The sequence below is a fragment of the Chlamydiales bacterium genome, from assembly GCA_016185065.1.
In the GTDB taxonomy this organism is placed as follows: domain Bacteria; phylum Chlamydiota; class Chlamydiia; order Chlamydiales; family Rhabdochlamydiaceae.
On record JACPOL010000008.1, the window covers coordinates 386,165 to 412,049 of the forward strand.

The following is a 25,885-nucleotide window of genomic DNA, read 5'->3' on the forward strand; positions in this document are numbered from 1 at the left end:
CTTAGCCATTTTCAGCAAACAAACATCATAAATAGATGTAAATTATAACAATTAATTACGAATAATTCCATTTTAAATATTATTTCAAACCATCTATTCCACCTACTGCGCTAGACCAGACAAAATTAAATATTATTTTACCGTGTTTGTAGTTTTCCGTTAGGAAAAGTCGCTTATCGCGTAAACTATGGCCATGAAGTTTAGTAAAAGAATTATTTTAAACACGGGTTGCACCCTGCTCTGCCTTTTTGCTATAGAGCGCTTCTGCCGCTGGCAGACGGCGGGCTTTCGCCTAGATAAACTCCACTCCGACTTTGTCTTTCACCCCTCTCTTACCGCCTCTAAGGAAGAAGCGAGCTTCGGAAGTTTACTACAGCAGCGCTTCACCTTCCTAGGAAGCGGCGTGCAGTGCTACGCGTTTCTGGGTGAGGATAATGAAACCGTTCTGAAGGTATTCAAGCACTATCACAACATGCCGATTACCGGTCTTGTAAAGACGATTCCTCTCCCTTCTGCACTGGAAAAGTGGAGAGATTCGATCAGGGAGCGAAGAGAGAGAAGGCTCAATGCGATCTTCTCAAGCTGCGAGATCGCTGGGCACGAATTTAAAGAAGAGACGGGTGTTATCGGCATCCACTTGGAACCGACAACTTCTCTGAAGCAGAAGATCACTCTAATCGACAAGCTGGGCATTACACACGAGATCGATGCAGATACAACGGCTTTTGTATTGCAAAAGAGGGTTGAAATGCTGCCTGAAAAGATCGGACCTAAGGAAGAGATGCAAAAGCGTCTAAAATCTCTTGTTGAACTGATTGCCATGCGCTGCAAAAAAGGCGTACTAAATCTCGATCTTCGCATTGAGCGAAACATCGGGTTTATTGGAGATCGGGCCATAGAGGTTGATATTGGATCCTATAAAAAGCAGGAGCCAAAACGAAGCTCTCACCCCTACAGAAAAGAGGTGAAAAGAGAGCTCTCAAGACTTAGAGAGTGGACCGAGGAGCACTACCCAGAACTTTTAGCTGATGTGGACCATGAGATCGAAGCTGCTATTCAGAATTTTTAAGCTCCTTCTCGCCGTAGGCGCAGTGATTGGAATCGAAAGATTCTGCCACAAGCAGACGCGTGGGTTCTCGCTACCCAACATCTACTCGGATTCAATTGAGTATGCCGCCTCTTCCTCTGATGAGAGGGAGATCGCTCCCCTTCTCTCACAGCCCTTTACCTTCTTGGATAGCGGGCTCGAGTGCTACGCCTTCTTAAGTGAAGATCGAAAGCTTGTGCTCAAGCTCTTTAAGCATCAGCACATCCGCCAGGCAGACCTCATTGCAAAGCTGATTCCCCTCCCCTACTTCATTAAGCTGACTCAAATGAAACAGGAGAGGCTTCTTAGCACCTTTTCCAGCTGCAAGCTAGCCTACGAGGAGATGAGAGAAGAGACGGGCCTTCTCTTTCTACACCTAAACAGGACGGAGGGCTCCCTCCCCGTTGTAACACTCATCGACAAGCTGGGGATCAGGCACGAGGTCGCACTTAACGAGGTGCATTTTATCCTGCAGAAAAAGGCGGACCTACTTATCCCCGCTCTAAGTAACGATCTAAAAAAAGAAGGGAGCAGCAGCGCTAAAAGACGGATCGCCGCTCTCTTTGAACTAATCAGAGTGCGCTGCCAGAAGGGGATCGCCGATCGAGACCCAACTCTATGTAAAAATTACGGATTTCTGGATGATCGTGCTATAGTGATCGATGTGGGCTCTTTCTCTAAAAACGCTTTTTTGCAGAACCCTCAGATCTATAAACGCGAGCTCTTCTATGAAACCCTTCCTCTCCGCTGCCTCCTCTCAAGAGAGTTTCCAGAACTTCTCCCCTACTTTAATGAAGAGTTCGAAAAAGCAATTTCAGGGTTTTAATGCGCTATAAGGTCTGGATTAAGATTCTCTGCTTCTGCTTAGTCTTTAGAGGTGTTGAACGCTTCTGCCATCAGAAGACCGAGGGGTTCAAAGTTTCTAACGTCATCTCGGATCTGTCATATGATCCCAGAAGAGAGGTCTCTCCTCTTGCAGAGAGCGAGATGAGAGAGGTTTCGGAGATTCTCTCACAGCCTTTCACATTTTTAGGAAGCGGCGGGCAGGCATATGCTTTCTTAAGCGCAGATGGGAAGAGCGTGCTAAAACTCTTTAAATACCACCACCTCTCTACCTTTCCCTACTTGAAGAGAGGTCCCTTCTCCTCATTTGCTAAACAGAGAGAGGAAAAAAGGGAGCGATTTTTTGAGAGTTGCAGGATCTCCTTCGAAGAGATGAGAGAGGAGACGGGGCTTCTCTATTTGCAATTGAACAAGTCTACTCACTGGAATAGAAAAATCACCCTCATCGACAAGCTTGGAATTGCCCACACTCTAGAGCTAGATCAGCTCGAGTTTGCGCTGCAGAAGCGGGCATCGCTTGCTTTGAGCTCTTTAAAATCCCTAGTTAAAAAGGGAAAGAGAGAGGAGGCGAAGCAGACGATCTCCTCAATGATAAGCCTTCTTGCTGCTCGCTGCCAAAAAGGAGTTGGAGATAGTGATAGCGGCCTGAGACGCAATATGGGCCTCCTAGATACACACGCAATTTCTATCGACATCGGCTCATTCTCAAAAAATCCAGATCTTCTTCTTCGTGCAAATATGGAGAAAGAGGTAAAAGAGAAGAGTTTGCGCCTGGCGCGCTGGCTAAAGAAGAGCGACCCCGAGCTATCGAACTATTACGATGAAACTGTCCAAAAAATCACTCAGTAGAGGGCTACTGCTTCTTCTGTCCACCTGGGCAGCTGGCTATTTTTGTAATCTTCAGACAGATGGCTTCCGCATTCATGAGATCCTCAGCAACATGCCAAACCGCGAGAGGTGGGAGACCCCACATCTCTCCGCAACCGAGCGGGCCAAACTTCTAAATCAATCTTTCACCTATTTAGGACATGGAGAGCAGTTCTACGCCTTTTTGGGAAGGGATCAGAAGAGTGTACTCAAATTTTTTAGACACGACTACTTAAGTCCAAGACAGCTTCTGCGCTATCTTCCACTCCCTGCATCCTTTAAATCAGCGCTCCTATCATACAAGTCGCGCTATGACCTCTCCCCGCTTTTTGACAGCGCAAAACTCGCATTTGATGAGTTAAAGGAGGAGAGCGGGTTAATTACTCTTCATTTAAACAAGAGCAGATCTGTTTATAAAACAGTTACTATCTACGATAAACTGGGAATCGCTCATTCTATTGATTTAGATTCGACAGAGTTTTTACTACAAAAAAAGGCAGAACCATTCTGCGTAGCCCTAGATAAAAAGATGCAGCAGCACGCTATTGAGAGCGCTAAAAAGCAGATCCACTCTTTAATGGATTCTCTTAAAAAGCAGTATCAGAAGGGCATTCTTATTACAGACTCCTCATTTAAACGGAATTTCGGCGTAATAGGCGATCAGGCTCTAATTATGGATGTAGGCTCCTTTATTCGTCAGAAACAGCCAATGAATAGAGAGGAGCAGAGCATCCAAATCCGAAAGCTGACCTCCCGTCTGGAGAGATGGCTTAAGCACCACTATCCCGAGCTCTTAGAGACCTATGGTGAAGATTGCTTGCTAAAAACTAGCTCGAATCTTTAATTTTCTCTCTCCTCATCCTCAATTTGGTACCGCTATGCACAAACTCCTCGCCTGCTCAATCGCTCTCTCTCTCACATTAGATGGATATTGTGGACCAAACAGATCCCAGATCGTCGCTGTCGCAGAGGGCGAACCCTCGACCTTCGTCTCCTCATGTGTAAATGCTATGACGGGAGACTTTTTTGTTATCCAAGAGGATGTGACGATCGAAGGACAGGAGCCGATCCATCTCTGCCGCTCCTACATGGGAGGCCACGCAGAGGGCAAACTCGCAAAATGGTCTCTGCACCCCCACCTCTACACTTTTATCCACCCAGCACGGAACATGGTTCACATCCCCGAACCTTCTGGTGCCATCCTCAGCTACTCGACGACAAAAAAGATTAAAAAGGGCTCTGAGATCACCTTCAACCCACTCAATGTCAACCTCTATGGAAGAGGGCTTACAAATACTGCCCACGGAGAGCTTTCTGGCCGTAGTAACCTTCGAAACAATAGAGTTGTCCTCTCTCCAAACCAGGATGAGCTCAAAATCTATACAGCGGGCGGCGCAGAGCGCTGCTACGGCGTCATGCCAAACCAGGACAACTCCGATGTGGAAAAGGAGTTTCAAACAATACAATTCTTTCTTCTGTGGGAGAGGCTCTCCGATGGCAACACCATCCGCTATGACTACAATGAAGATAACAGGCTCACACAGATTAGAACGACAAACCCATCGGGCACTAAGACATACGCTTGGGCAAAGTTCCAATATATCGAAACTCCCGAGCTTGCGCGCTTTATCGAAGTGGAAACAAGCAACAACAAGAAGCTAAAGTATCAATTTAAAAAAGTTGACGATCAGACAAAAGCCGAAGCCTTTGTTTTAGAACATGTCACCTCTGGAGGCTTTCCAGAGGATGAGATAAATTATCACGGACTGCGAAAGGCGCGAAGCCCCCTGCTCAGCCAGCGCCACGTAATCGAAGGCCAGACTGTTGCTGCTGCCTACTACACTAACAGGCACAATTTTGTGAATGGCGTCGACATTCTCGTCGATGGCAGAAGCGATCCAAGATATAACCGCGTCAGAGCTCTCATGGCTCCCCTGGGAGCGGATCAAACGCTTGTCACAACACATAGCTTTATCTACCAAACTCCAGTTGCGCAGAAGCACAATGGCGTTACAGAAGTACTAGAGAGCGACGGGAGTAAAAAGGTGTATACCTACTCACCCAAGTTGCGCATTCTTTCAATACAGAACCATGTAAACAGCGATAAGGGGGTTCACCTCCTCTCAACAGAGCAGTACACATGGGGAGAAGATGGCACGAGCGAAGAGAGCCTCCTTCTCTGCCGCACATTTTTGGATCAGAACAACAGACCCGTTTACAGCCGCAGATTCTGGTATGACGCAAACGGGAACGTAGTCCTAGAGAAGTTTTACGGAAACCTTACAGGATTGAAAAATACGCCGGTCACTTTAAACGCAAAGGGTCTTCCTGATGAGAGCGGCGCCGAGTTTTCTGCCAAACATTTCAGCTACTCTCAAGACGGGCGCAACCTTCTACTAAAAAGTGCAGAAGAGTCTGGACGTGTAGAGACCTACTCCTACCTTTCCAACACCGACCAAGTTCAGTGCAAACTGACTTGGGAAGATGGAAAAATTAAACAGCGCGACTTCTATGAGTATGATGAAGATCAGATCCTTGTCCGTGAAATTTCCGATAACGGCAGCAGTGTAGATAAAAAAGATTTAACAGACGTCACAACCCGAAAAATTCGAGTGACTGTCCCAAAGCAGAGTGAACCGTTTATCGGATTTGCAGAGAGAATCGAAGAGCGCTACTTAGATATCGCCACCGGGCAAGAAAAACTACTGAAACGCACAGATTTCCACTACTCTCCTGAAGGGGAAGTTGCGCGTCAAGATGTTTACGATGCATCAAACACACTCGTTTATACATTGAATAAGAGTTACGACTCCGTGGGTAACCTTCTAGAAGAGTCCAATGCTCTTGGACAAGTAGCAAAGTACATCTACGACTCCAGCGGTAATAAGATCTTAAGTCAAGATTTCAGCGGCAAGGGTTCTCAGGGATTCGAATACGACTTTGCTGGCCGCCTTACACAGATCAATGAACAGAATGTTGATGGCCTAATTAGAACGACCTCATATCAGTACGACATGAAGGGAAATAGGGTTGCAACAACGGACCCGCAGGGCAATGAGACGCGCTCTGTTTATGACAGTAGTGGCAACGAGCTTATTCAGCTCTCTCCTTTAGTCCAGGAGGATGACAATAAGGCATCCAACCCAACCTTATATAAACAGTATGATGCTCTTGGAAATGCCACTCATGTGACTAATTCAAAAAGAGAGCTCACGACCACAATCTACAACTCTCGTAGTGAGCCAATCCACATCATCTACACTGACAAGAGCGAAGAGAGATTCATCTACACTCTGGATGGGAAGTTGAAAACCCATATCAATGCTGGCAGAGTAGAGACCCACTATACTTATGACTACGCGGGTCGAGTAGTCTGCAAAAAAATTCAATCGGCAGCTGGTGATCTTCTTGCCCAAGAAGAGATGACCTACGATGCATTTAACCTCCTATCAAAGACCGATGCCGAGGGAGTGGTAACCTACTATAAATACGATGGGGCGGGCAGAAAAATTGTTGAAGAGGTAGAAGATGAGAAAACTCTATTCTCCTACGACAACTTAGGAAGGGTCGGCTGCATCCAAAAAGGAAGTGATAACATCACCCAGCTAACCTATAAAACATACGATCTTATGGACCGTCTTATCGAAGAGCGCGTCGAAAACAGGAGAGGAAAACTCCTCTCTCTCGTCCGCTTCGAATATGATGGAGCTGGCAACACCTCTGCGATCATACGCTATGTAAACAACCAGGAGGCTAGAGAGAGCTTCCTTTACGATGCATTCAATCGTCTGATTGAAAGAGTTGATGCGCTAGGGCACGTCACAAAAATCGAATATGATGATCAGTGGAAAAATGGCTTAGGTCAGCGCGTTTTAAGAAAATGCACTACAGAGCCTCAAGGCATCAGAACTTTTGAGACTTTCGACGCACTAGGCAGGCGTGTCAGCCACGAAAAGGAGGATGCCTCCGGCTCGCCTCTCTCTAAAGAGGAGTTTTTTTATGATATTACCAACAACTTAACAAAGCAGATCAGCACTCTGTTTGCCGCAGATAGATCTCCTCAATCTGTCGAAACTCGTTGGGAATATACTCCTTTAAACCGCATTGCTACATTAATAGAAGGCTACGGGTCGAATGTAGAGCGCACCACTCGCTATACCTACACTGCTCAAGGAAGAGTTCATCAGAAAATCAAGCCTGATGGGGTCATCCTGGAGCATCTCTATGATGATCTGGGCAACTTAATCAGCTTGCAATCTTCCGATGGATCCATCCACTACGCATTTGAGTACAACCGAAGAGGAGAACTTTTAACCTCTTCAAATATGAATAGTGGACGGATTACAAAACGCGAGCTCAATCACCATGGCAAGGTTCTGAAGGAAGAGCAGGAGAATGGGTTAACACTGGGAAGCACCTATGATGTCATGGGACGTAAGACCTGTTCGGCTCTTTCAGATGGTTCTCTGATCCGGTATGGTTATGATCCATTATATCTGAAGAGAGTGATCCGCCACTCTACAGAAGGCCTTCTGATGTATATGCACCACTTTATCAAATACGATCTTGCAGGGAATCTCCTAGAAGAGAGACCGATAGGTGGCATGATAGGAAGGGTCGTCTACTCCTACGATCCTTTGGGACATAAATCTAGCCTCACCTCACCCTGGCTTGAACAGAAGGTCTCTGCATTCGACGTCAATGGGAATATCCAAAAAATCAGCTGGAGATCGCCTAAAAATGAGGGCTCTTCAGAATATCGTTACGATAGCCTTCAACAGCTCGTGCGTGAGGAGGGAGCCTTTTCACACACCTATACTTACGACTCTCAAAAGAGTCGTCTAAGCAAAGATGGCTCTAGCTACCAAGTTGATGTTTTAGATCAGCTTCTTTCAACGCCAGATGCGACCTATCAATATGATAAGTGCGGCAATCTCACTTCCAAACGCTCGTTGAATGAGGAGACCCTTTTCCGTTATGACGCGTTAGATCGTCTCGTTGAGGTTACTGCTCCTTCATCTTGGAGACTCAGCTTTAGCTACGACAGCATGGACCGCAGACAGGATAAAGTTGCCTACGTCTGGCAGGGTGGAAAATGGGTTGAAAAAGAGAAGGTGGCCTTTCTCTATGATGATATGGCTGAGATCGCAGCGGCAAATAGTGCAGGAGAACTCATCGAACTACGCGTCTCGGGCAGGACGCAGCAAGGAGATGTCTCTACTTCTATCGCCATTGAGCTCCCAGGAGAGACCTATGCGACGATATACGACTTGCAAGGCAACCTCAGCGCGGTTGTCTCTCCGGAAAAACGCGCCCTCGTAGAGAGCTATCAGATTAGCTTATTTGCGGAAGAGAAGCGCGCTCCGCGTATTTCACAACCCTGGCGTTTTGCATCCAAGCGAATGGATAGTGAGACCGGCCTCGTTTACTACGGCAAGCGCTACTATGATCCAAAGACAGGACACTGGTTAACTCCAGATCCAAAAAAATAATCTAGAGGCCTAATGAACCTAGACCTGGCCCTAAAGAGCCGGGATTGCGGCGAGGGGCCGTTTAAAAAATCATCAGTTTGAAATAGTAGGACAGGTTCATGTGGGCAAAAAAGATTAGATACGTACTAGGCGTCTTTATACTCCTTGTTGCAGCTGCGGCTGTTTGGCAAGGAGCTCGATTCTTCAAGACAGAAAAAAAAGTCTCCTCGCGTTCAAAAAGTTCTCTTGTATTGGAAGAGAAGCCCTTTGTTATTGTAATCCCCTCATATAAAAACAGCAGCTTTTGCGAAAAAAATCTACGCTCAGTTTTTGAGCAGAAGTACAAAAATTATCGCGTTATCTATATCGACGACTGCTCTCCTGATGACACTTTTGCAAAGGCGAAAGATCTAGTAGAAAAGAGTGGACAGCAGGAGCGCTTTACTCTCATCCGCAATGAAAAGAATAGAGGCGCACTTTCAAACTTCTATCATGCGATTCACACCTGTAGGGATAATGAGATTATCGTTGCGCTGGATGGAGACGACTTCTTAGCGCACGACGAGGTGCTAGTTAAACTCAATCGGATCTATTCGAAAGGCGATGTCTGGATGACTTACGGAAACTACCTAGACTACCCCACCTACAAACAGTCGGTTGTTAGCTGCAAGAAAATTCCCGATAAAGTTGTAAAGCAGAATAGTTTTAGAAAGGCACCCTGGGTCTCTTCACACTTAAGAACCTTCTATGCGGGCCTCTTCAAACAGATTAAATACGACGATCTCCTATATCAAGGCAACTTCTACCCGATGGCCGGAGATCTTGCAATGATGTTCCCTCTACTAGAGATGTCGGGTAGGCATGCACAGTTTGTCTCAGACATCCTCTATCTCTACAACCGCACAAATCCCTTAAACGACCATAAGGTCAACTTTGCCCTTCAGGAACAGTGTGCAAACGCAATTCGCGCTTCACTCCCCTACCAACCGCTTAAGTCCCTTCCAGGCTCACTTTAAGGAGAGTTAAGAATTTACACAGAGATCACAGAGACATGAGAGAAAGAGGAGAAGAAAATCATTACTCTTCTCTGTGATCTCTGTGTAATATCTTTATTCTTCTTCTCTTGTAAAAAGGTCAGAGGGCGCGGCGCGCCTGATTGAGATCTTTTTCTAAGACCTTCTCATCTTTAGGGCTATGAGAGTTCTGGTAGGTCTGAAAATCTTGAGCGATCTTCTGATTTTGCGCGACGAGATCATCGCGTTTCATCCCTTGAGCCGTCTCGTTAAGAACTTGGAGAGCTCTATCCATCACTTCGCGAAACGCGTCTTTCTTGTGAACCTCATCTGCAGAGTTATATTCGATGAGTGCGCGCTGAAATAGATCGATTCCCCGTTTATACTCTTGAGCGTACATTTGAATATCGTGATGGTCTGGTTTACCGGGCCCTTGAATATTTGACATGTTCGACCTTTTTTTTGTTGATCTTCCTCTTTACTTCTCAAAAAATTCCGTTAGAATCAAATAAAAAATGAGGTTTTATGAAATCTATTTTGGCTGGACTCGTAATTTTGCCCTCTTTTCTAATCGCAGACCAGGGCTACCAGAAGACCCCTGAAGAGATCGAGCAAGAGCTCTCATACGATGAGAAGCTGTTTAAAGAGGCCCAGGAGATGTTCAACCCCTGGTATGCGGGCCCACTGCTCACCGGCGGCGCCCACATGATGGCCCCTGGTTCAGCCCTGATTCAGCCCTACGTCTTTGTTACGGACAACTATGCTGTTTGGGATGAGGATCGCAAGACAGTGGACACACCGAGCAGAGTTAACTTCAACCCCTCTATCTCTCCATTTCAATTTGGAATCACAGACTGGCTGGACATGAGCATCAGCATCCAAGGTGATGTTAACTGGCAGAGACATAAACATAGTGGAGGCTTTGGAGACAGCTCGATCTCTCTCGGATTCCCAATCATGGTCGAAGGACTCCATACACCAGCAATTAAGGCGACATTCACAGAGACCTTCCCCACTGGCCGCTACCAGAGACTAAGTCCTCATAAATTAGGCCTCGACTCTACAGGCGGAGGCTCCTATCAGAGCGCATTTGGTCTTAGAATTAGCAAGCTCGTCTTCTGGTCGTTTAAGCATCCGATGAACCTTAGAGCAACCTACACCTATACCGTTCCATCAAGAGTCGAAGTGCACGGATTCAACAGCTATGGCGGAGGCTATGGAACGCGAGGAAAGGTAAATCCAGGAAACAACTCATCTGCAAACGCGGCATTTGAGTATAGCTTCACACAGCGATGGGTCTTCGCAACAGACCTCGTCTACGTCTGGGCAAATAAGACAACTTTTAGTGGAAAGCGCGGAAGAAATGCCGATGGCACTGTTGCGAAAGTGGGTGGCGGCTCCAGCGACCAGCTCAGCTTAGCTCCTGCCTTAGAGTATAACCCGAGCCCAAATCTCAATTTTATTGGCGGCGTCTGGTTTGATGTCTATGGACGCAATACCAGCAAATTCATCTCGGGCATTCTCAGCGTCAGCTACGTCTTTAACTGGTAGGATACGATGAAAAAATTCACAATTCAAAATGCAAGCCGAGTTCTTTCCGTATTACTGGTCATTATTCTCGCAAGTGTTGTGACCGCAGGATTTGGCTATCAAGCCATTAGAAATGAAGCGCCCTGCCCTCTCTGTCTTTTACAGAGAGTTGCGATGATTGGTGTAGCGGTAGGACAGCTCTTAAACTTCCGCTTTGGCGTGAAGTTAATGCACCACGGGATCTCGCTTCTAAGCTGCTTTTTTGGAGCTGCGATCTCATGGAGACAGTTCTGCTTGACCGACTGCCCCGTCTTCCCTCAATCCGAATCTCCGCTGGTAGGCTACTCGCTTTACACCTGGGCTCTTATCACCCTTTTCGTCCTAATTCTGATAGCCAGCACTCTTCTTTCTAAGCATAAAGAGAAGCAGACCCACTCTAAATTTTTAAAATATTTAGAGCGGTTCGCCTTCCTCTATGTCCTGTTAGTTGTGATTGCCGACATCGTCATCGTCATGCTGCGTAAATAGATTTCTTTGAAATTTGATCGACTAAAAAGATTAACGCAAAGACGCCAAGTCGCGAAGACGCAAAAATTTTTATATATAAAAATTTTTAAGAGCGATTAGAGGCTAGTTCTTATAGATCTGGTCTGGTTTGAAGAAGAAGCTAATCTCTTTTTTTGCATTTTCTAGGCTATCAGACCCGTGCACTGCATTCTGCTCGATTCCCGTGCCAAAGTCGGCGCGGATCGTCCCCTTCTCCGCCTGCTTGGGATTGGTCGCTCCCATCAGTTTGCGGTTTACAGCAACGGCATCTTTACCATCTAAAACCTGAATCACAACAGGACCCGATGTCATGTAAGCGACGAGGTCGTTGTAGAAGGGACGGCCCTTATGCACCGCGTAGAACTCTTGAGCCTGCTTCTTTGAGAGCTTCTCCATTCTAAGAGCCACAACTTTAAGCCCATTCTGCTCAAAACGGTCGATGATCGCGCCAATATGGTCTGCTGCTACTGCATCCGGTTTAATGATTGAGAGGGTCTGTTCGGCATTAATGGAAGCTGTTAAAGCAAAAAGTGCACTAAAAAGAGTAAAAAATTTTTTCATATGTCTCCTACATTTCGCGTAGATGTTATACTCTCCAGCATTTGATTTCTCGGATAATCGAGGGATACCTGTATGAATGAAATTCTATTCCTATCGCATCTGATAATCGTGCTCATCTTTGCTTGGGGAGCTCTCAAGCTAGGCAAAGAGGCGCTGATCAGCTGGGTTGCTCTGCAGGCTGTACTTGCCAACCTTTTTGTAATCAAGCAGACATCCCTTTTCGGATTCACGGTAACCTGCAGCGATGTCTATGCTATCGGAAGCGTTCTGGGATTAAACCTCATTCAAGAGTACTTCGGCCAAGAGAGCGCAAAGCGCGCAGCATGGATCTGCTTTTTCGTCATGATCTTCTTTGCTCTCATGGCAGGGCTCCACCTCATTTACATACCAAGCTCGGGAGATGCAACGCAAGCCTCCTTCCTCACAGTACTTAGCGCAACACCCCGGCTTTTAATCGCCTCCCTACTCACTTTTTTGATCGTTCAACAGCTCGACGTCCGCCTCTATGGCTGGACAAAGAACCTCATGCCCTCCGCCTCCTTTCCTTTTCGCAACACTTTCACTCTTATTATCTCTCAACTTTTAGATACCTCGCTCTTCACCTTTTTGGGGCTCTATGGCCTCGTTACCTCAGCGGGCGACATTCTTCTATTTAGCTTCCTTATTAAACTGCTTATCATCTTCGTGATGATGCCTGCTCTTTCACTTCTTAAACGCTGGGTTTATGACTAGTACACTCTGCTTCTCCTTTGAGCTCCTACACACCTCTAAAAAATCTAAGGCCCGTGTAGGAAAGATTCACACCCCGCACGGAGTTATTGATACGCCCAACTTTGTGGCTGTTGGAACAAATGGCACTCTGAAAGCCCTCGATAATGTACTGGTAAGTGAGATCGGCCTGCAGCTTATGTTTTGCAACACCTACCATTTGATGCTCCAACCGGGAACAGAGGTTGTAAGGCAAGCTGGAGGGCTGCATAATTTCATCAACCGCCAGATGCCGATCATCACAGACTCTGGGGGATTTCAAGTCTTTAGTCTCGCTTACGGCTCCGTTGCAGACGAGCTCAAAAGCCGCGGAACAAAGAAAGAGAGCGGCAGCGTCTTAAAAATTACAGAAGAGGGAGTTCTCTTCCGCTCCTACCGAGATGGAAAGAAGATCCTGCTCACCCCAGAGAGCTCTATTGCGGCGCAGAAGGATCTAGGAGCGGATATCATCATCCCATTCGATGAGCTCCCTCCCTACCACTTCGCTCCAGAAAACCTAAAGAGATCTCTTGCGAGAACCCACCGCTGGGAGGCGCGCTCACTTGAAGCGCACCTCAAAAACCCTCAAAATCAGGCAATGTATGGGGTGGTTCATGGAGGAGTAGATCCTGAGCTGCGCAAAGAGAGTTGCAACGTGCTCTCTTCGATGGAGTTCGATGGCTTTGCCATCGGGGGCAGCATGGGAAAAAACCGCATGGAGATGCATGAGATGCTCTCCACTGCAATGCCCCACTTGCCTCCCGAAAGACCTGTTCACTTATTGGGGATTGGAGACCTCGAATCGATCCAGCAGTCGATCCCTCTAGGTATTGATACGTTTGATAGCTCTTATCCCACGCGCGCTGCAAGGCATGGCCTCCTCCTTACACAAAACGGCAATCTCAATGTCACCAAAGGCGAAGCAGCCACAAACTTTGGCCCACCATGCAAGGAGTGCGAGTGCCTTACGTGCAAGCGGTATAGCGTCGCCTATCTTCATCACCTTTTCAAAGCGCGCGAGGTTACAGCTCTCACCCTAGCCTCTCTCCACAATCTACACTTCATGGTTCGCCTGATGGAGCGCTACCGCGCTGCCATCCTCAACGACCTCCTCTAAAAGAGATTTAAAAAAACAGGATCCGCTTCGCTGGCAGGATCGCCTTCGGCGGCAGGATCTCCGGACCTTCCCCTATCCTGCCGGCGCGGCGAGCGTCGATCCTGCCAGCGAAGCGGATCTTGTTAAAATCTAGGTTTTCTTTCTCTCTCTGTGATCTCTGTGTAAACTCCTCCTATACTCTACTAGTTTACAGCTAAGTTGCAGAGCTGGTGCTTGTAGCAGTTGAAGCAAGCGGGGTAGTATTTCTCCTCGGCGCCGAGCTGAACGGTCGGCCCGTCAAGCGTTGCAGTGCCATTGACATGCTTTAGATTCATGATCGACTTTCTCTCGCAAAAATGGCAGGTCGCTTTCACCTCTTCAATCGAATCGGCAAGCTCCATTAGACGCATTGAACCTTCGAAGAGTTTTGAACGAAAATCTGTTCTTAGACCGTAGCAGATAACAGGAATACGCTTAGAGAGTGTAATTTCACGAAGCTGATCGATAATTTTAGCTGAGAGAAATTGCGCTTCATCTACAAGAACGCAGCTAATTCCATCGAATTCGACATTAGAGAGATCTGTCTGTTGATTGATAAGGAGATCTGCACTCATCTCCAAACCCGCTCTGGAGCGAATCGTATTGCGGCCAAATCGCTCGTCCATCTCCGGTTTGAATAGAAGAACCTCTTTGCCCTGCTGGCGATAGTTGTGCGCTACAGCGAGAAGATTAAGTGTCTTTGCACTTCCGACAGTACCGTGTCTAAAATAAAGCTTGGCCATAATTTTCTCTCTGGATAAGTTATGAAACTACTTAAAAGTATGTGTTATGCCACAGTCAACCATAAAGATCTGCAAGTTCACTGGTTCTGCAATAAAGACCTATCTTCCAGGAATTGCAAGGCTGCGCGTTGAAATCTTTCGCGACTACCCCTACCTTTATGAGGATGATATCCATTCTGAAACTGAGTATTTAAGAAAATACTCAAATTGTAAAGAAGCGATGGTTGTAATCGTCTTTGATGGATCTGAAATTGTAGGTGCATCAACCGGAATTCCTTTGGAAGAAGAGAGCGACGAGGTCAAAAAGGTCTTTACTGATCGCAAAATAGACCCCTCCCCCTACTACTACTTCAGCGAATCGATGCTGCTTAAGAAGTATCGAGGACGCGGAATCGGACACCACTTCTTCGACGTCCGTGAAGCTCATGTCAAAAGCCTCCAAAAATATAAGCAGATCTGCTTCTGCACAGTCTTGCGCCCAGAGCAAGATACACTTAAGCCCGATGACTACATTCCTTTAGACGACTTCTGGAAAAAAAGAGGTTATGTCAAACACCCAGAACTCACAAACCCGATGGGATGGTTAGATATCGGAACAGAAAAAAACTCCGACAAGCCAATGGTCTTCTGGGTTAAAACTATTTAGAGACAGCGGCAGTTTCAGCTGCTTGCTTTTCCGTATCAAAAGAGTTTAGGAACTCGCGAGAGATGTGCTTCTCTTCGGTGTTCATCGGATAGGAGATCGTCAGCTTAAACAGCCTGAGGCCCACTTTAATTAATCTACCGGAGACCACTTCATCTCCACTCTTGTAGTTAAAATCCATTGCAGAGAACTCTTTGTGCGAAGTGAACTCGCGACTTACAAGTTCGCTTCCAGGCTGAAGCTTCAAGATCACATCCATTACGCCCCGAAGAATACGCTTTGAGCTTACAAATCCCCACTTCTTGGGAATATCGATATAGCTGACTGCATAGGTCACTTTAGAAGAGCCCTCGCTCTTAATCTCGCTGTAGTTAACAGGTTTGTCTGAGTTTGTAACCTCAATAGCCACCTCTTCTACTTTAGGCTTATTGGGAAACTCGACCTTAAAACCCGCCTCTTTCGAGGTGTATTGAACCCAACCAGAGATCTTCTGCTGCTGCTCTCCCCCGATCGTTGAATCGGTGATCTCTTTACTTAAAATAGAAATAACGAGAAGAGAGGCGGCAATCGCGTAAACGCTAAGCTTGCGGAGCAGCCCTGGCTCCTTTTGAGTGAGCAGACCAGGGGCCTGCTTCTTAAACATCGCTCTATTTAATGCCTCTTTAAACGAGAGCATCGAGCCATCCTTCTTATGGACGGAGATGCCGAGGAGGGCCTGACCGAGGGTTTTTCCCCAAGTGCTTGATAACCAAGCTTCTACAGGAACGAATAGGGAGGGCACTAGAAGGGCGTAAAAGAGATAAGAGAGCCTATCCACCTCTATGGGCAATGAGAGGGAAAATAGCAGCCCAAAGCCGAAAAACAGGCAATAATCGACTACTCTCGCACATATGCGAGTAAACGTCGAAGGGGGCTGTTTTGGTTCTACTTTCATAAGGCCTCGTTTTTCATTAAAGGGCATCAGTTTACCCTAATTTTCCATATAAGTCAATAAAGTTAAAATTTTAATTTGACTCCTAAGTCATTGAGTGATAGAAGCCAAGAAAAGAAAAAATAGGTAAAATATGGAGTACGTCTCCTCTCCCCTCTTTCCCGAAAAAAAGCTCTCTCGTGTGGCCCTGGGAACCTGGGCGATTGGAGGCTCCTCATGGGGAGGAACAAGCGAAAAAGAGTCTATTGCCACCATTCTTTCAGCTCTTGAACGGGGCATTAACGTCCTAGATACAGCTCCAGCCTATGGAGCAGGGGTCTCCGAAAAGTTTGTTGGCAAAGCGATCCAAGAGAGCAAAAAACGCGATAAGATCGTCCTATCGACAAAAGGCGGCCTCGAATTTCTTCCAGACCACAATGTCGTGCGCAACCTAACTCCAGCCTTCCTAGAACGAGATTTTCACAACTCGTTAAAAAGGCTTCAGACCGACTATATCGACATCTATTTTTTGCACTGGCCCGATCCTTTGGCGCCTATTGAAGAGACAGCAAGATTCATCGAACGCCTCTACCAAGAAGGAAAGATCCGTTCGATCGGTTTAAGCAACTTCAACGAGGAGCAGTGCTCTTTGTTTCGCAAGATCGCTCCGTGCCACTTCTGTCAAGACCCTTACAATCTCTTCGAAAGAGAGATCGAAAGCGGACTTCTCTCCTACTGCAAAAAAGAGAAGATCACTCTGATGACCTACAGCGCGCTCTGCCGCGGTCTACTTAGCGGAAAAATGAGCCAAAAACGCGTCTTTCATGGAGATGATCTTAGAAAAGATTTCGACCGCAAGTTTCAATCCCCTGCATTCGAAGAGTATCTTCAAGCGGCAAAAGAGCTCGCCGAGCTAGCCAAAAAAAACCACAACAAGACTCTTCTCGAGCTCGCCATCCGCTGGATATTAGATCAGGGAGTTGAGATTGCCATCTGGGGAGCAAGACGTCCCGAGCAACTAGCGCCGCTCGATCAGCTCTTTAACTGGCATGTGACAGAAGAGACAAAAAAGGCGGTCGATGAGATCTTAAAAAGAACCATCAACCACCCTCAGGATATCTCGACCTACTTCGGCCCGCCCACGCGAAGAAGAAGGCCTGCGGCCTAGGGGAAGCGCTCGGAAAAGAAATGGACGTAAACAGACAAAAACGGACAGGAAACGGACGGCAACGGACACGCGCTTAAGAGAGAAAGAATTCTTTCCCTCCCTCTTGCCTGCCTGTCCATTTCTTGTCCGTTTTTCGTCCATTTCCTGTCTATTAATGTCCATTTTCCCAGGCGGGCCCACACTAATCGTCTTCGGTGCCCCAGAACTCGAGAATGTTTTTCATCTGAGCTTTCAGCTTTTTATCACCAGAGAACTGCTCGCTGGAGATCTGGAGAAGGATACCCGATTTCACAGTCTTGAGCAGAGGCGCAATATCAAAAATAAGGTCAGCGGTTCCGTCCTTATTTCTTGTAAGGTACTTTAACGGGCACTCTTTGCTCATCACAAGTGATACTCTCATAAGGGAATCGCACGCCATTTTAAACAGCATATCAGAATTTACAGTAACTCCGTTAGCGATTGTGTAGCTCTGATTGTCGAGATAGTTGATGTAGGCGAATACGGGGAAGATATCCTGCCCAGTTCCCGTCTCATCCTTCCCACGCAGGTAGATCTCTGAGAGAAGGTGTCCCTCAGGAGCATCTAGAGAGAGCAACATTCGATTCTGTTCTAGTGCAACAACTTCACCATCATAGACAGCTTCCATGAGTTCGCCGAAAGTTCCGAACATTCCTTCTGGGAAGAATGTAGAGAATTTTGCAGGTGCAGAGTCCCCTTTAATGATAAAGTCTCTAGCAATTGCACCTGACATTGCGCTTACAACTTGCGATGTAGCTACATACTTCTCTCTAAACTCGGCATCTGTGATGAAGTGCAATCCAAGTGTCGCCTTTCCCTTCTTCTGTGCAGAAATGATGTGATCGACATTAAAAAAGTGAGGAATCTCCGCACCAGCAGCTGAACCCGCGCCAGATCCAGAGCCTGCTCCCGCTCCGGCTCCAGCCCCTTGGCCAGCAGTACGCAGCCCTTTTAGTGCGCGCAGAACTTCATTTTTGACCATCTTGTGAGCAGCTGGAAGCGCTTTCACTCCCTGTCTATGGTATTCAACGGACCCTGCAGCAGCTCCTCCTCCAAAGTTCTTGTAGACAACCTGCTGAGTTCTCTCGATTAGATCTCGAACAGTGCCCTGCTTCTGTAGTGCTGCAAGCTCACCCATTCCATCTTTGACCTTCTTATGCGTTTTAGGAGTGAAGGGCTTTTGAAAATCCGCTCCCCCTAAAATGGCCATTAGATCTTTCACTTTAGGCGGCGTCTGCATAGCTGCTGCTGGTTTAGCCGATGCAGATGAAGCGGTCGGAGAGGAGTCCGGACTGCCAAAAAACTTTGTCTCTTTGAATTCAAGAGCAGAGTCCCAATATTTACGCGGAGCTGATGCGGCTCCTGCAGGTGAACTTGCTGCTGCAGCACCGGAGCCGGAGCCTGCACTTACATCCATTGGCATAGGATCCTCTAACAGCGTCCTTCTAATCTTAACAGCGCTTCCTCCAGTAACTCTTGAAACAGGTGGAGGCATGCGCTCATCGGCATCATCATCGATATCAAAGTCATCTAACGAGGAGACCATCTTTCTTACTTGCTCTGGCGTCTGAGGAACCTTGTAGGAAGGATTTCCTCTTTGGGGAGCAGATGGACCTACAGGGGAGTTGTGAGGAGCTTGAAATCCTTCCGGGACGATCGTCTTCTGTTTTCCTCGAACTGGAGAAGAAGGATCTTGCTCGTCGGCATCAGTAGAATTCATCCAGTCTTGGTTAAACACGAGCGAACCCGCTCCAACTCCCGCGCCTGCACCAGCTGCTCCAGCTGAGCTGCTTTGAGGAGAGGTTTGAAGCCTTTGCGGACTTCCTGCCGGAGACCCTGCCAACGATCCTGCTGGTGAGAGCATAATAGTTCGTCTAACAGGAGCCATCCCTCTAAAACCTGCGAATGCTCGTGGATCTACCTCTTTTGACTTGCTGGGTTCGAAGATCTCATCTTTTCCCTTGTCTGTGTAGTCGCTAGCATAAGAGCCATCTTCCAACTTTAACCTGTGTGCAGATCGCTCGTCGGGAGAAGTTTCTACACCTGTTCCTTCTCTTTTGCGTTTTGTTCCATGAGGTGTACCAGGAGAGCTGTCTGAGCCAGAAGATTGGCTGCGTAGGCGTGCAAGAGGAGAGGCAGCAGCCACTGCTGTGCGATCCGCGGCCGATCCAGCGGCAGATCCTGCTCCCGCTCCGGCTCCGGCCCCCTGAGCCGACTGTGCCGAAGGAGGAAGAGGTTCGAAAAGGGGGACGCGCGCTCCACCGGTATCGCGAGATCTTGGAGCTATGGGAGATGAGTCGTATGACATGGTCTATTCCTGGTTGTTTTAATAAATAATAACACAGACTAAGCTAACACTAATATCAAAATCAATTAAACTAATAATTATACAAATGTAACAATTTGTTATTAACTATTAAAATTTTTAGACATGGAAAGTATTTATTTAAAAACTTAGCGATTAGAAAAAAAACGCAAAGACGCCAAGCCGCGAAGACGCAAAAATTTATATTTTTCTGAAAAATTTTCGATTTTCTCCGCGTCTCTGCGCCTCTGCGGCTTGGCGTTAATCTTTGTAATCGATCAAATAAGACTGATATGAAACAAAAAAGACCTATCTCAAGAGTTGAGATAGGCCTTTTTGAGACTTACAAGTTATGGATTTCTAACGTCGTCAGTTAGGGTCACTGTGCAGTGTTGAACCCATGCAGGTGTCATGTTCAAGTAGACCGCATCGGTTTCTGCATTGTGAACTTCCATAAACCGCGCTTTATCATTAACTACGCGGTCAAAGTCTGCAGAAGCGCAGAAGCACGAGAGAAACAGCTGCTTAATTCTCGGAAGAAGCATGTACTCAAAATAAGAGACGCTGCCGCCTTCGTTGACAAGCGCTTCGTACTTGTCGTGCGCTGCAATGGCAAATTCCCCAGACAGTGTATTCAAAGGAAGCCCAGAAACTACGCAATCATAGTTAGCCTGCTTGAACTTTAAGATATCCACATGATGAATCTTTACGTTTGGCAAGTGGCCAAATTTTCTATCGAGAAGTGCTGCTAGATCTTTATCAAACTCGATAATATCTGCAAAATCTTGAGGTCTTAGCTTGTCTACAATCCCTTGCGTGAAAGATCCAGAGCCTGCGCCCGCTTCACAGATGCGAATGCCTCCAGGTTTTTCTGCCTGTTTTTCAGAGATCTTTCTTGTGATAGCAGCAACAAGGCCGCTCGAGCTCGGGAAGAGCGACCCGATCCCTGTAGGATCTGCGATAAATCTGTGGATGAAGAGAGTCGCATCTCTGTAGAGAGACTCTTGAAAAACTGGACGCTGCAAGTGTGCACTATCAAAACGTGCAAACTTTGTATTTTCGTAGAACTCATCGTAGTAGGGATAGACGATGTAGGTGATATAGCGCAGCACGAAGTGGACGAGCTGATCTATGCAACCTAATGCGACGCTATTTACTGCAACTACACTTCCTGAACCACCACTTAAACGCGCCTCTTCGACGTCAAATTGAGCTGCTCTGATGGCAAGACTGTCTAAATAAGAAAGTTGCGCTGCAGGTCCTGCGCCTATCGCTGCTTTTGTTTCACTACTCATACTACTCCTGTATTATGCTGTTGCTGTTACTAATGGAGACCCTGGCGGTAGCGCTGGCCCCGACTCTTTTCTCTCTAACCCCAAGCCAGCTGCTTCTGCGCTTCCTTCTGAAGGCGCACGCACGTGACTCTGAGGAAAATGCCGCAAGGCAAATTTAGAGGTAAGCTCCGTAACCTCACTTCTCATAACAGGAGCTTTCTTGTTATATTCAAATAGACTAGCCGGCAGGTTGAAGATGAGCTCATCCTGCGTCCAGTACCCACTGGTTCTCACAGATTTGCTCCCAGCTACATCTACCGTTTTCTCTCCGACCACCTTCTGGTAGGTAACATTGCGCCATCTGAACGACCAGAGAAAAAGAAATGTGAACACCTCCCAGACTGCATTTCTTAACCAGATCCAGGGGATCATGCCCATTCCTGTGATCAGATAGCCGATGAAGTTGTTGTATTCGGCTTCAAACATCCCTGTTTTATAGTACTGCTGTCCACGTACAGCTAGTGTTACCAGCTGCTTTAACCAGCCCTTTAGCTCTGAAGCGAAGGCCTGTCTCTCTTCAGGAGTTATTTTTTCAGCATTCTGGAACTCTTCAAGCAGACGCTTGAGCTCCTCTTTTTTTACTTTGGGATTCCATGTTTCTTCATCCTTCATCACTGTGACACTTAGTAGATCTATAGCTCCACCTACGAGCATCATGAGATGTCCGATGTTTGCCGTAGTAAGAGAAGTGTTTCCAAGAGTGGAAGTAAGAATCGTATCGAGCAGTTTTTCTAAGGCTCCATCATTAAAATAGAAGAGGGCCTGTTCAATGAGATCACCGACCTCATTCTGATCCCATCCCGCATCACGGTTCATGATTGCACGCGCAACAGTATCTAACGGTCTCTTAAGATGAATCGTGATAAACTCATACACAAGGCTCATTACGAAGTGAGCGCAGTTCTCCCCGGTAGGCTGAAAGACTAAATTCCCGTTTCTCCCCGCGACGATCTTGTCTCGAATTTTGAGCACGAGATCGTTAAATTTGTCCTCTTTAAAGATGTGCATAACAGCGTGGGTCTCTCTCTGGGACAAGTAGCCCGACTCATCGACAATGTGAATCCCCGCCTCTTGCGTATCGCCAAGAGAGAGCGCCTTATCTAATGTGCACTGCGGCATGACAAGCGGCTGCATCCCAATATCGTAGATCTTGTAAGTTCCATTCGTCTGTCGAACAACAAGCTCCACTAGGGCATGGTTGTCAGCAATATCTCGATTTGGTCTAGTGCGCGTGGCTTTTACAGCAAAACCAAACTCATTTCTACCAGGGATACGCTGGCCTGCATAACGCTGTTCTAACTCTTCTTCTGTAATCACTGTTAGAGCGGGAAGAGTCTCCAAAAGCTTTATTCTCTGCGCTCTCGGTGTACCTTCCACGCTCACAGCAAGAGGAATCACTTTTTTAGAAACTGGATCGTAGGAGCCGAGTTTAATCGCATCGAAATTGGCAACTCCATGGTCCCAAATATATTCGACATTTCCGTAGAGAGTGGTCTTCTCTTTAAACTGTTTGAGAATGTCTGCAACAGTAGGTGTGTAGTCATCTTTTGTAGGGTCTGCAAGATTTGGAAGATGAACAACTCTCTGTTTATTCTGGCTTCCCTGAATAGGGACAAACTCTCGGTTCATCTTCATACAGACAACGCGCGGAGAGTGGGCATCTTGCGTCTGTTTTGCAAATTTAATTCCCCTATGACTATCAACAGCTCCTGTGCGTTTATCTAAGTGAGCATAACTGATCTCAACGCGGGTATTGGGAGCTTTTACAAAGACACCTACAGAGCAGCCAGAGCGAAAGCAGAATTTAATGCAGTCTGCGCTCAACGCATCCTTTCCCGCATTTTCGCCCTGGTTGCGCGCAATAAGCAGGTCTGCAAAAAGAGGGTATCTCATGCAAAGTTTTCTAAGCTGCTGAACATCACGCTGAGTGAGCTCTGGAGCGGGAGTCGTCTTCTCTCTAGGATAGATCGAAGTAGAGGCCTTGTATCTTTTAATGATCGGAGCCAGCTGATTATAGCGGTTATCAACCTTATCCTGAGCTTGCTGCTCCTCGGCATCTGCTTCCGGCATAACCTGGTCTGGAACGACCATCCCGTTATCCATGACATAGAGAGCACGAGCTTGCTGGTTGATCTGAGTCTGGCTCTCCGTAAATTGCCCAGTGCGGTATCTTAAAGCAATCAGCTGCTGCAGGAGCAGATCGACCTCTTTAGACTTTAATGCAACTAGCTGAGGGATGTAATTAAGAGGATTGCGTGGAGGTCTTGGAGCGTCAGCCTGACCTGGTTCTGTCTCTTCTGCAGGAAGCTTGTTCAATAATTGAGTTTCAGCTTCTCGGATCCACTCTTGATAGGTGTGTCTGACCTCTCCACTATCCCCAACAAGAACCACAGGCGGCTGGAAATGAGGATCAGTTAAAGCTTGAGTTGTTGCAGGAATACGGTCTTCGAGCCCGGCAAAAACCTCGTTCATTCGGAATATTGCATACTCAGGATCTAAAGGAGTTACGCCTTCCGAGGAAGCGTGCACGGGGCAAACTTTTTTCGGCGCTATCTCAACTCTGAATTCTGAAACTCCGCTTGTGCTCATAATAACCCACAATCTTTAGTTGTTAATTGAATCTCTTTCAAATGTGACAACAATTATAAATAAAACTTAATTAAAACTACAACGTTAAATAAAAAGCTGATACGTTATAAATTTTTGAATTTATGCTGTATCAGCCATGAGATGATAAATAATATTCAAATAGAAGGCCAGAGGGGAAAATAAAATATTACCTACAGCTTCCAATGTAAGCGATTTTTTAAAATCTCTATTAACTTCGAATGGTGATCAAAAAATTCACTTGGCACCTGAACCAAGATCCCCAATTCTACTCCCGTCTCCTTTGCAAGCATGCGCGCAACATCAAACACAAGATCCAGGCCTCCATCTTTATTCCGAATGATATAGCGCAGAGGACAATCATTAGTGATTGCGTTAGGGTCAACGGCTTCAAATCCAGCTTTGCACAGCTCAATCAACCTATCTTTAGTAATGATAATCTTATCAGCTGCTGTATAAATCTTTTCTTTACTCAGCGTAAAATAAGCGAAAAAGGGGTGACAGCCGTGAACCAGAAAGCCGCGCTCTTGCAAAAAGAGCTCCACATAGAGTGCTCGATCTTTAAAAGGAACCCTCACCAGCTGGCGATTCTCCGCAGCTGCAAGCATAGGAGAGCTATCCACCAATTGAACTAGATGCTGAAAGTCTTCGATCCAGTCAGGGAAAAAACTGGAGTATTTGGGCTTCGCCTTTCCATCGCTCCAAAGCCTTCCCACCACTCCATTATGCGGGTTCATCACTTCAAACTCGCACTTATACGCCTTATGAAATACCTCTGCTTTCATGAGGTGGAGCCCCACGAGTGTCTTTCCATTTGACTTTACCGTCGCTTTGCAGATGTGCTCCTCATTCCAGAAACGCCTCTGCTCGACTGGAGCAGCACGCACTCCTACTCCCGCTCCTGCTCCGGCCCCGGCAGCACCTGCTCCGCCGCCCGCACCCTCCACTCTACCACCTGCGCCATGCCCAGCTGGCGAAAGGGTTAGCGTTTTTCCAAGCGAGGGCAGAAGCCTATCCACCCACACGGCTGAATCCTTAAGCCCAGCCACCCCCTTCCGGTGGGACTCTAGAGAGCCAGGCGCTGCACCTTGAGTTAAGTTCTGCTGCATCGCCTTAAACGCCCTCTTTCCATACTCGTGAGCTTTTCTTGCGCGGGCAGGATCTTCAGCCATCTTCTTTAACACCCTCGCACCCTTAGCAACTGCTGCTCCTGTTGTAGGAGTAAGCTCGCTATCTAGAGCCTCCGTCCCGAGAGCTCCTATCACCTCCCGCACCGGCGTTGGAGTGGCCTCTTCTCCTCCAGAAGCAGAAGGCTTGGGCTTTACTGGCTGTTCATCAAAGTCATCTTCTTCGAAACCTCTGGTGTTAAACTGAGCAAAAGCTCGAGCTGAGTCCGGAAGAGGAGCGAGATCTTCGGGAGTCGATCTTCGAGAAGCGCCCGAAGCTTCAGAACTCTCCTCATCATCATCTTCATCTGTAGAGATCTCTTCAAAGTCGCCCAATTCCCAAGAATCAGAAGAGTCGGACTTTGCGCTGCCAGCAGCGCCTGCTCCGGCACCTGCAGCTCCACGAGGAGAGTCTGTGGGTGTGCGAGAGGCCTCTTTCTTCGACTCAAGCGGAGGAGAAAAAGCTCTCTTCTTTGCACTATTTACTCTTGCCAAACTTAGGTCTTCTACGCCCCCTGCCGGCGGAAGTGAAGCACCCACCTGTGAAACTGAAACTCCTGCACCTGCCCCAACTATTTTGCTGCTTGTAGTACTCATAGTGTTTTCGCTGTTAGTATGTTTGATTTTTGAACTTGTCGTAGAACTGAGCTCTCCTGAGTATAAGAAGAGATCTGATCGAGCTCGATCCATTTTAGATCGAGAGACTCATCGGAAATGCGGACTTTAGACTCATCTTTGCAAAGTAGAAGGTAGCGAAGATCGTAGTGATGATGCTCCGGAACTCCTTTGTGTGCAGCAATCAGATGAATATCCAGATCAAAAGGAAGAGGCTCTTCTTCGCTGAAGAAAAAAGAGAGCCCAGAAAGACCAGACTCCTCTTCCGCTTCACGCATCGCAACCTCATGCATGAGCGGATGGCCATCTGCATGGCCTCCCAGCTGCATCCACTTCTGAATCTTAGCGTGAAATGTGAGCACCACCTTTTTCCGATCAGGCGAGAGGATAAAAGCTGAAGCTGTGAAGTGGCCGTCGAGATTTTCTCGATCCAAGCAGTTTGGATGAGCTTCCGCAAAAGAGCGCATGCGATTAAGAGTCTCTTCTTCTGCAAATTGAGCAAAAAAATCCTGGCTCAACTTCTCATATCCATCAAGAGCGCGAAACAGAGAACTTCTTTTCATGTATAGACTTGAA

The 25,885-nt window shown here is 47.0% G+C and carries 21 protein-coding genes; 12 read left to right on the top strand and 9 right to left on the bottom strand.

The genetic code is table 11. The features are described from left to right. Nucleotides 1–187: 187 nt before the first annotated feature. The 6 genes from HYX48_05755 to HYX48_05780 all read left to right on the top strand — a co-directional run bounded on the left by HYX48_05755 (nucleotide 188) and on the right by HYX48_05780 (nucleotide 9,284). Nucleotides 188–1,069: a hypothetical protein gene (locus HYX48_05755; protein MBI2743405.1), complete on the top strand. Its 882-nt coding sequence runs from the start codon at nucleotides 188–190 to the stop codon at nucleotides 1,067–1,069. Beyond that, nucleotides 1,038–1,913, top strand: a complete 876-nt coding sequence (locus HYX48_05760; GenBank protein MBI2743406.1) for a hypothetical protein — start codon at nucleotides 1,038–1,040, stop codon at nucleotides 1,911–1,913. Before HYX48_05755 ends, HYX48_05760 begins: the two co-directional genes overlap by 32 nt. Next, nucleotides 1,913–2,779 carry a hypothetical protein gene (locus HYX48_05765; protein ID MBI2743407.1) on the top strand — a complete coding sequence of 289 codons (867 nt, stop codon included), beginning with the start codon at nucleotides 1,913–1,915 and terminating at the stop codon, nucleotides 2,777–2,779. Before HYX48_05760 ends, HYX48_05765 begins: the two co-directional genes overlap by 1 nt. Further along, nucleotides 2,751–3,641, top strand: a complete 891-nt coding sequence (locus HYX48_05770; protein MBI2743408.1) for a hypothetical protein — start codon at nucleotides 2,751–2,753, stop codon at nucleotides 3,639–3,641. The genes HYX48_05765 and HYX48_05770 overlap by 29 nt, the downstream gene beginning before the upstream one ends. Nucleotides 3,642–3,675: 34 nt before the next feature. Next, nucleotides 3,676–8,289 carry an RHS repeat protein gene (locus tag HYX48_05775; protein MBI2743409.1) on the top strand — a complete coding sequence of 1,538 codons (4,614 nt, stop codon included), beginning with the start codon at nucleotides 3,676–3,678 and terminating at the stop codon, nucleotides 8,287–8,289. A gap of 98 nt (nucleotides 8,290–8,387) precedes the next feature. Further along, a complete protein-coding gene (locus HYX48_05780) occupies nucleotides 8,388–9,284 on the top strand; it encodes a glycosyltransferase family 2 protein (protein ID MBI2743410.1) in 897 nt (298 codons plus the stop codon). Between the two features lie 118 nt (nucleotides 9,285–9,402). Here HYX48_05780 and HYX48_05785 read toward each other — a convergent pair whose 3' ends face one another. Further along, nucleotides 9,403–9,729 (bottom strand): hypothetical protein, encoded by a 327-nt coding sequence (locus tag HYX48_05785; GenBank protein ID MBI2743411.1) that lies wholly within the window; start codon nucleotides 9,727–9,729, stop codon nucleotides 9,403–9,405. Nucleotides 9,730–9,806: 77 nt separating this feature from the next. On the opposite strand from HYX48_05785, the gene HYX48_05790 reads away from it, so the two are divergent. Both HYX48_05790 and HYX48_05795 read left to right on the top strand, forming a co-directional pair. Further along, nucleotides 9,807–10,832 (top strand): transporter, encoded by a 1,026-nt coding sequence (locus tag HYX48_05790; protein ID MBI2743412.1) that lies wholly within the window; start codon nucleotides 9,807–9,809, stop codon nucleotides 10,830–10,832. 6 nt (nucleotides 10,833–10,838) lie between these two features. After that, the gene (locus HYX48_05795; GenBank protein ID MBI2743413.1) at nucleotides 10,839–11,339 is read left to right on the top strand and encodes a disulfide bond formation protein B; all 501 of its coding nucleotides are present in this window, start codon (nucleotides 10,839–10,841) and stop codon (nucleotides 11,337–11,339) included. Between the two features lie 102 nt (nucleotides 11,340–11,441). Here HYX48_05795 and ndk read toward each other — a convergent pair whose 3' ends face one another. Next, the gene (ndk, locus tag HYX48_05800) at nucleotides 11,442–11,918 is read right to left on the bottom strand and encodes a nucleoside-diphosphate kinase (GenBank protein MBI2743414.1); all 477 of its coding nucleotides are present in this window, start codon (nucleotides 11,916–11,918) and stop codon (nucleotides 11,442–11,444) included. 72 nt (nucleotides 11,919–11,990) lie between these two features. On the opposite strand from ndk, the gene HYX48_05805 reads away from it, so the two are divergent. Then, nucleotides 11,991–12,650, top strand: coding sequence for a queuosine precursor transporter (locus HYX48_05805; GenBank protein ID MBI2743415.1), 660 nt, complete (start codon nucleotides 11,991–11,993; stop codon nucleotides 12,648–12,650). After that, nucleotides 12,643–13,782: a tRNA-guanosine(34) transglycosylase gene (locus tag HYX48_05810; GenBank protein ID MBI2743416.1), complete on the top strand. Its 1,140-nt coding sequence runs from the start codon at nucleotides 12,643–12,645 to the stop codon at nucleotides 13,780–13,782. The genes HYX48_05805 and HYX48_05810 overlap by 8 nt, the downstream gene beginning before the upstream one ends. 182 nt (nucleotides 13,783–13,964) lie before the next feature. On the opposite strand, the gene HYX48_05815 is transcribed toward HYX48_05810, so the two are convergent. Further along, on the bottom strand, nucleotides 13,965–14,543 hold the full coding sequence (locus HYX48_05815) for a thymidine kinase (GenBank protein MBI2743417.1): 579 nt from the start codon (nucleotides 14,541–14,543) through the stop codon (nucleotides 13,965–13,967). A 46-nt stretch (nucleotides 14,544–14,589) separates the two neighbouring features. Between HYX48_05815 and HYX48_05820 the strand changes: the two genes are divergently transcribed. Continuing rightward, a complete protein-coding gene (locus HYX48_05820) occupies nucleotides 14,590–15,189 on the top strand; it encodes a GNAT family N-acetyltransferase (protein ID MBI2743418.1) in 600 nt (199 codons plus the stop codon). On the opposite strand, the gene HYX48_05825 is transcribed toward HYX48_05820, so the two are convergent. Further along, a complete protein-coding gene (locus HYX48_05825) occupies nucleotides 15,182–16,120 on the bottom strand; it encodes an RDD family protein (protein ID MBI2743419.1) in 939 nt (312 codons plus the stop codon). The genes HYX48_05820 and HYX48_05825 overlap by 8 nt on opposite strands. A gap of 130 nt (nucleotides 16,121–16,250) precedes the next feature. Between HYX48_05825 and HYX48_05830 the strand changes: the two genes are divergently transcribed. Continuing rightward, entirely contained in the window at nucleotides 16,251–17,264 is a 1,014-nt protein-coding gene (locus tag HYX48_05830) for an aldo/keto reductase (protein MBI2743420.1), read from the top strand. A 181-nt stretch (nucleotides 17,265–17,445) separates the two neighbouring features. On the opposite strand, the gene HYX48_05835 is transcribed toward HYX48_05830, so the two are convergent. From HYX48_05835 to HYX48_05855, 5 genes are all read right to left on the bottom strand, one after another. Further along, nucleotides 17,446–19,590: a hypothetical protein gene (locus HYX48_05835; protein MBI2743421.1), complete on the bottom strand. Its 2,145-nt coding sequence runs from the start codon at nucleotides 19,588–19,590 to the stop codon at nucleotides 17,446–17,448. 347 nt (nucleotides 19,591–19,937) lie between these two features. Next, a complete protein-coding gene (locus tag HYX48_05840) occupies nucleotides 19,938–20,882 on the bottom strand; it encodes a hypothetical protein (protein MBI2743422.1) in 945 nt (314 codons plus the stop codon). Nucleotides 20,883–20,894: 12 nt separating this feature from the next. Further along, nucleotides 20,895–23,450 (bottom strand): hypothetical protein, encoded by a 2,556-nt coding sequence (locus HYX48_05845; protein ID MBI2743423.1) that lies wholly within the window; start codon nucleotides 23,448–23,450, stop codon nucleotides 20,895–20,897. 251 nt (nucleotides 23,451–23,701) lie between these two features. Continuing rightward, a complete protein-coding gene (locus tag HYX48_05850; protein MBI2743424.1) occupies nucleotides 23,702–25,291 on the bottom strand; it encodes a hypothetical protein in 1,590 nt (529 codons plus the stop codon). Continuing rightward, complete coding sequence (locus tag HYX48_05855) at nucleotides 25,288–25,872, bottom strand: NUDIX hydrolase (GenBank protein MBI2743425.1); 585 nt, start codon at nucleotides 25,870–25,872, stop codon at nucleotides 25,288–25,290. The genes HYX48_05850 and HYX48_05855 overlap by 4 nt, the downstream gene beginning before the upstream one ends. Between the last annotated feature and the right edge of the window lie 13 nt (nucleotides 25,873–25,885).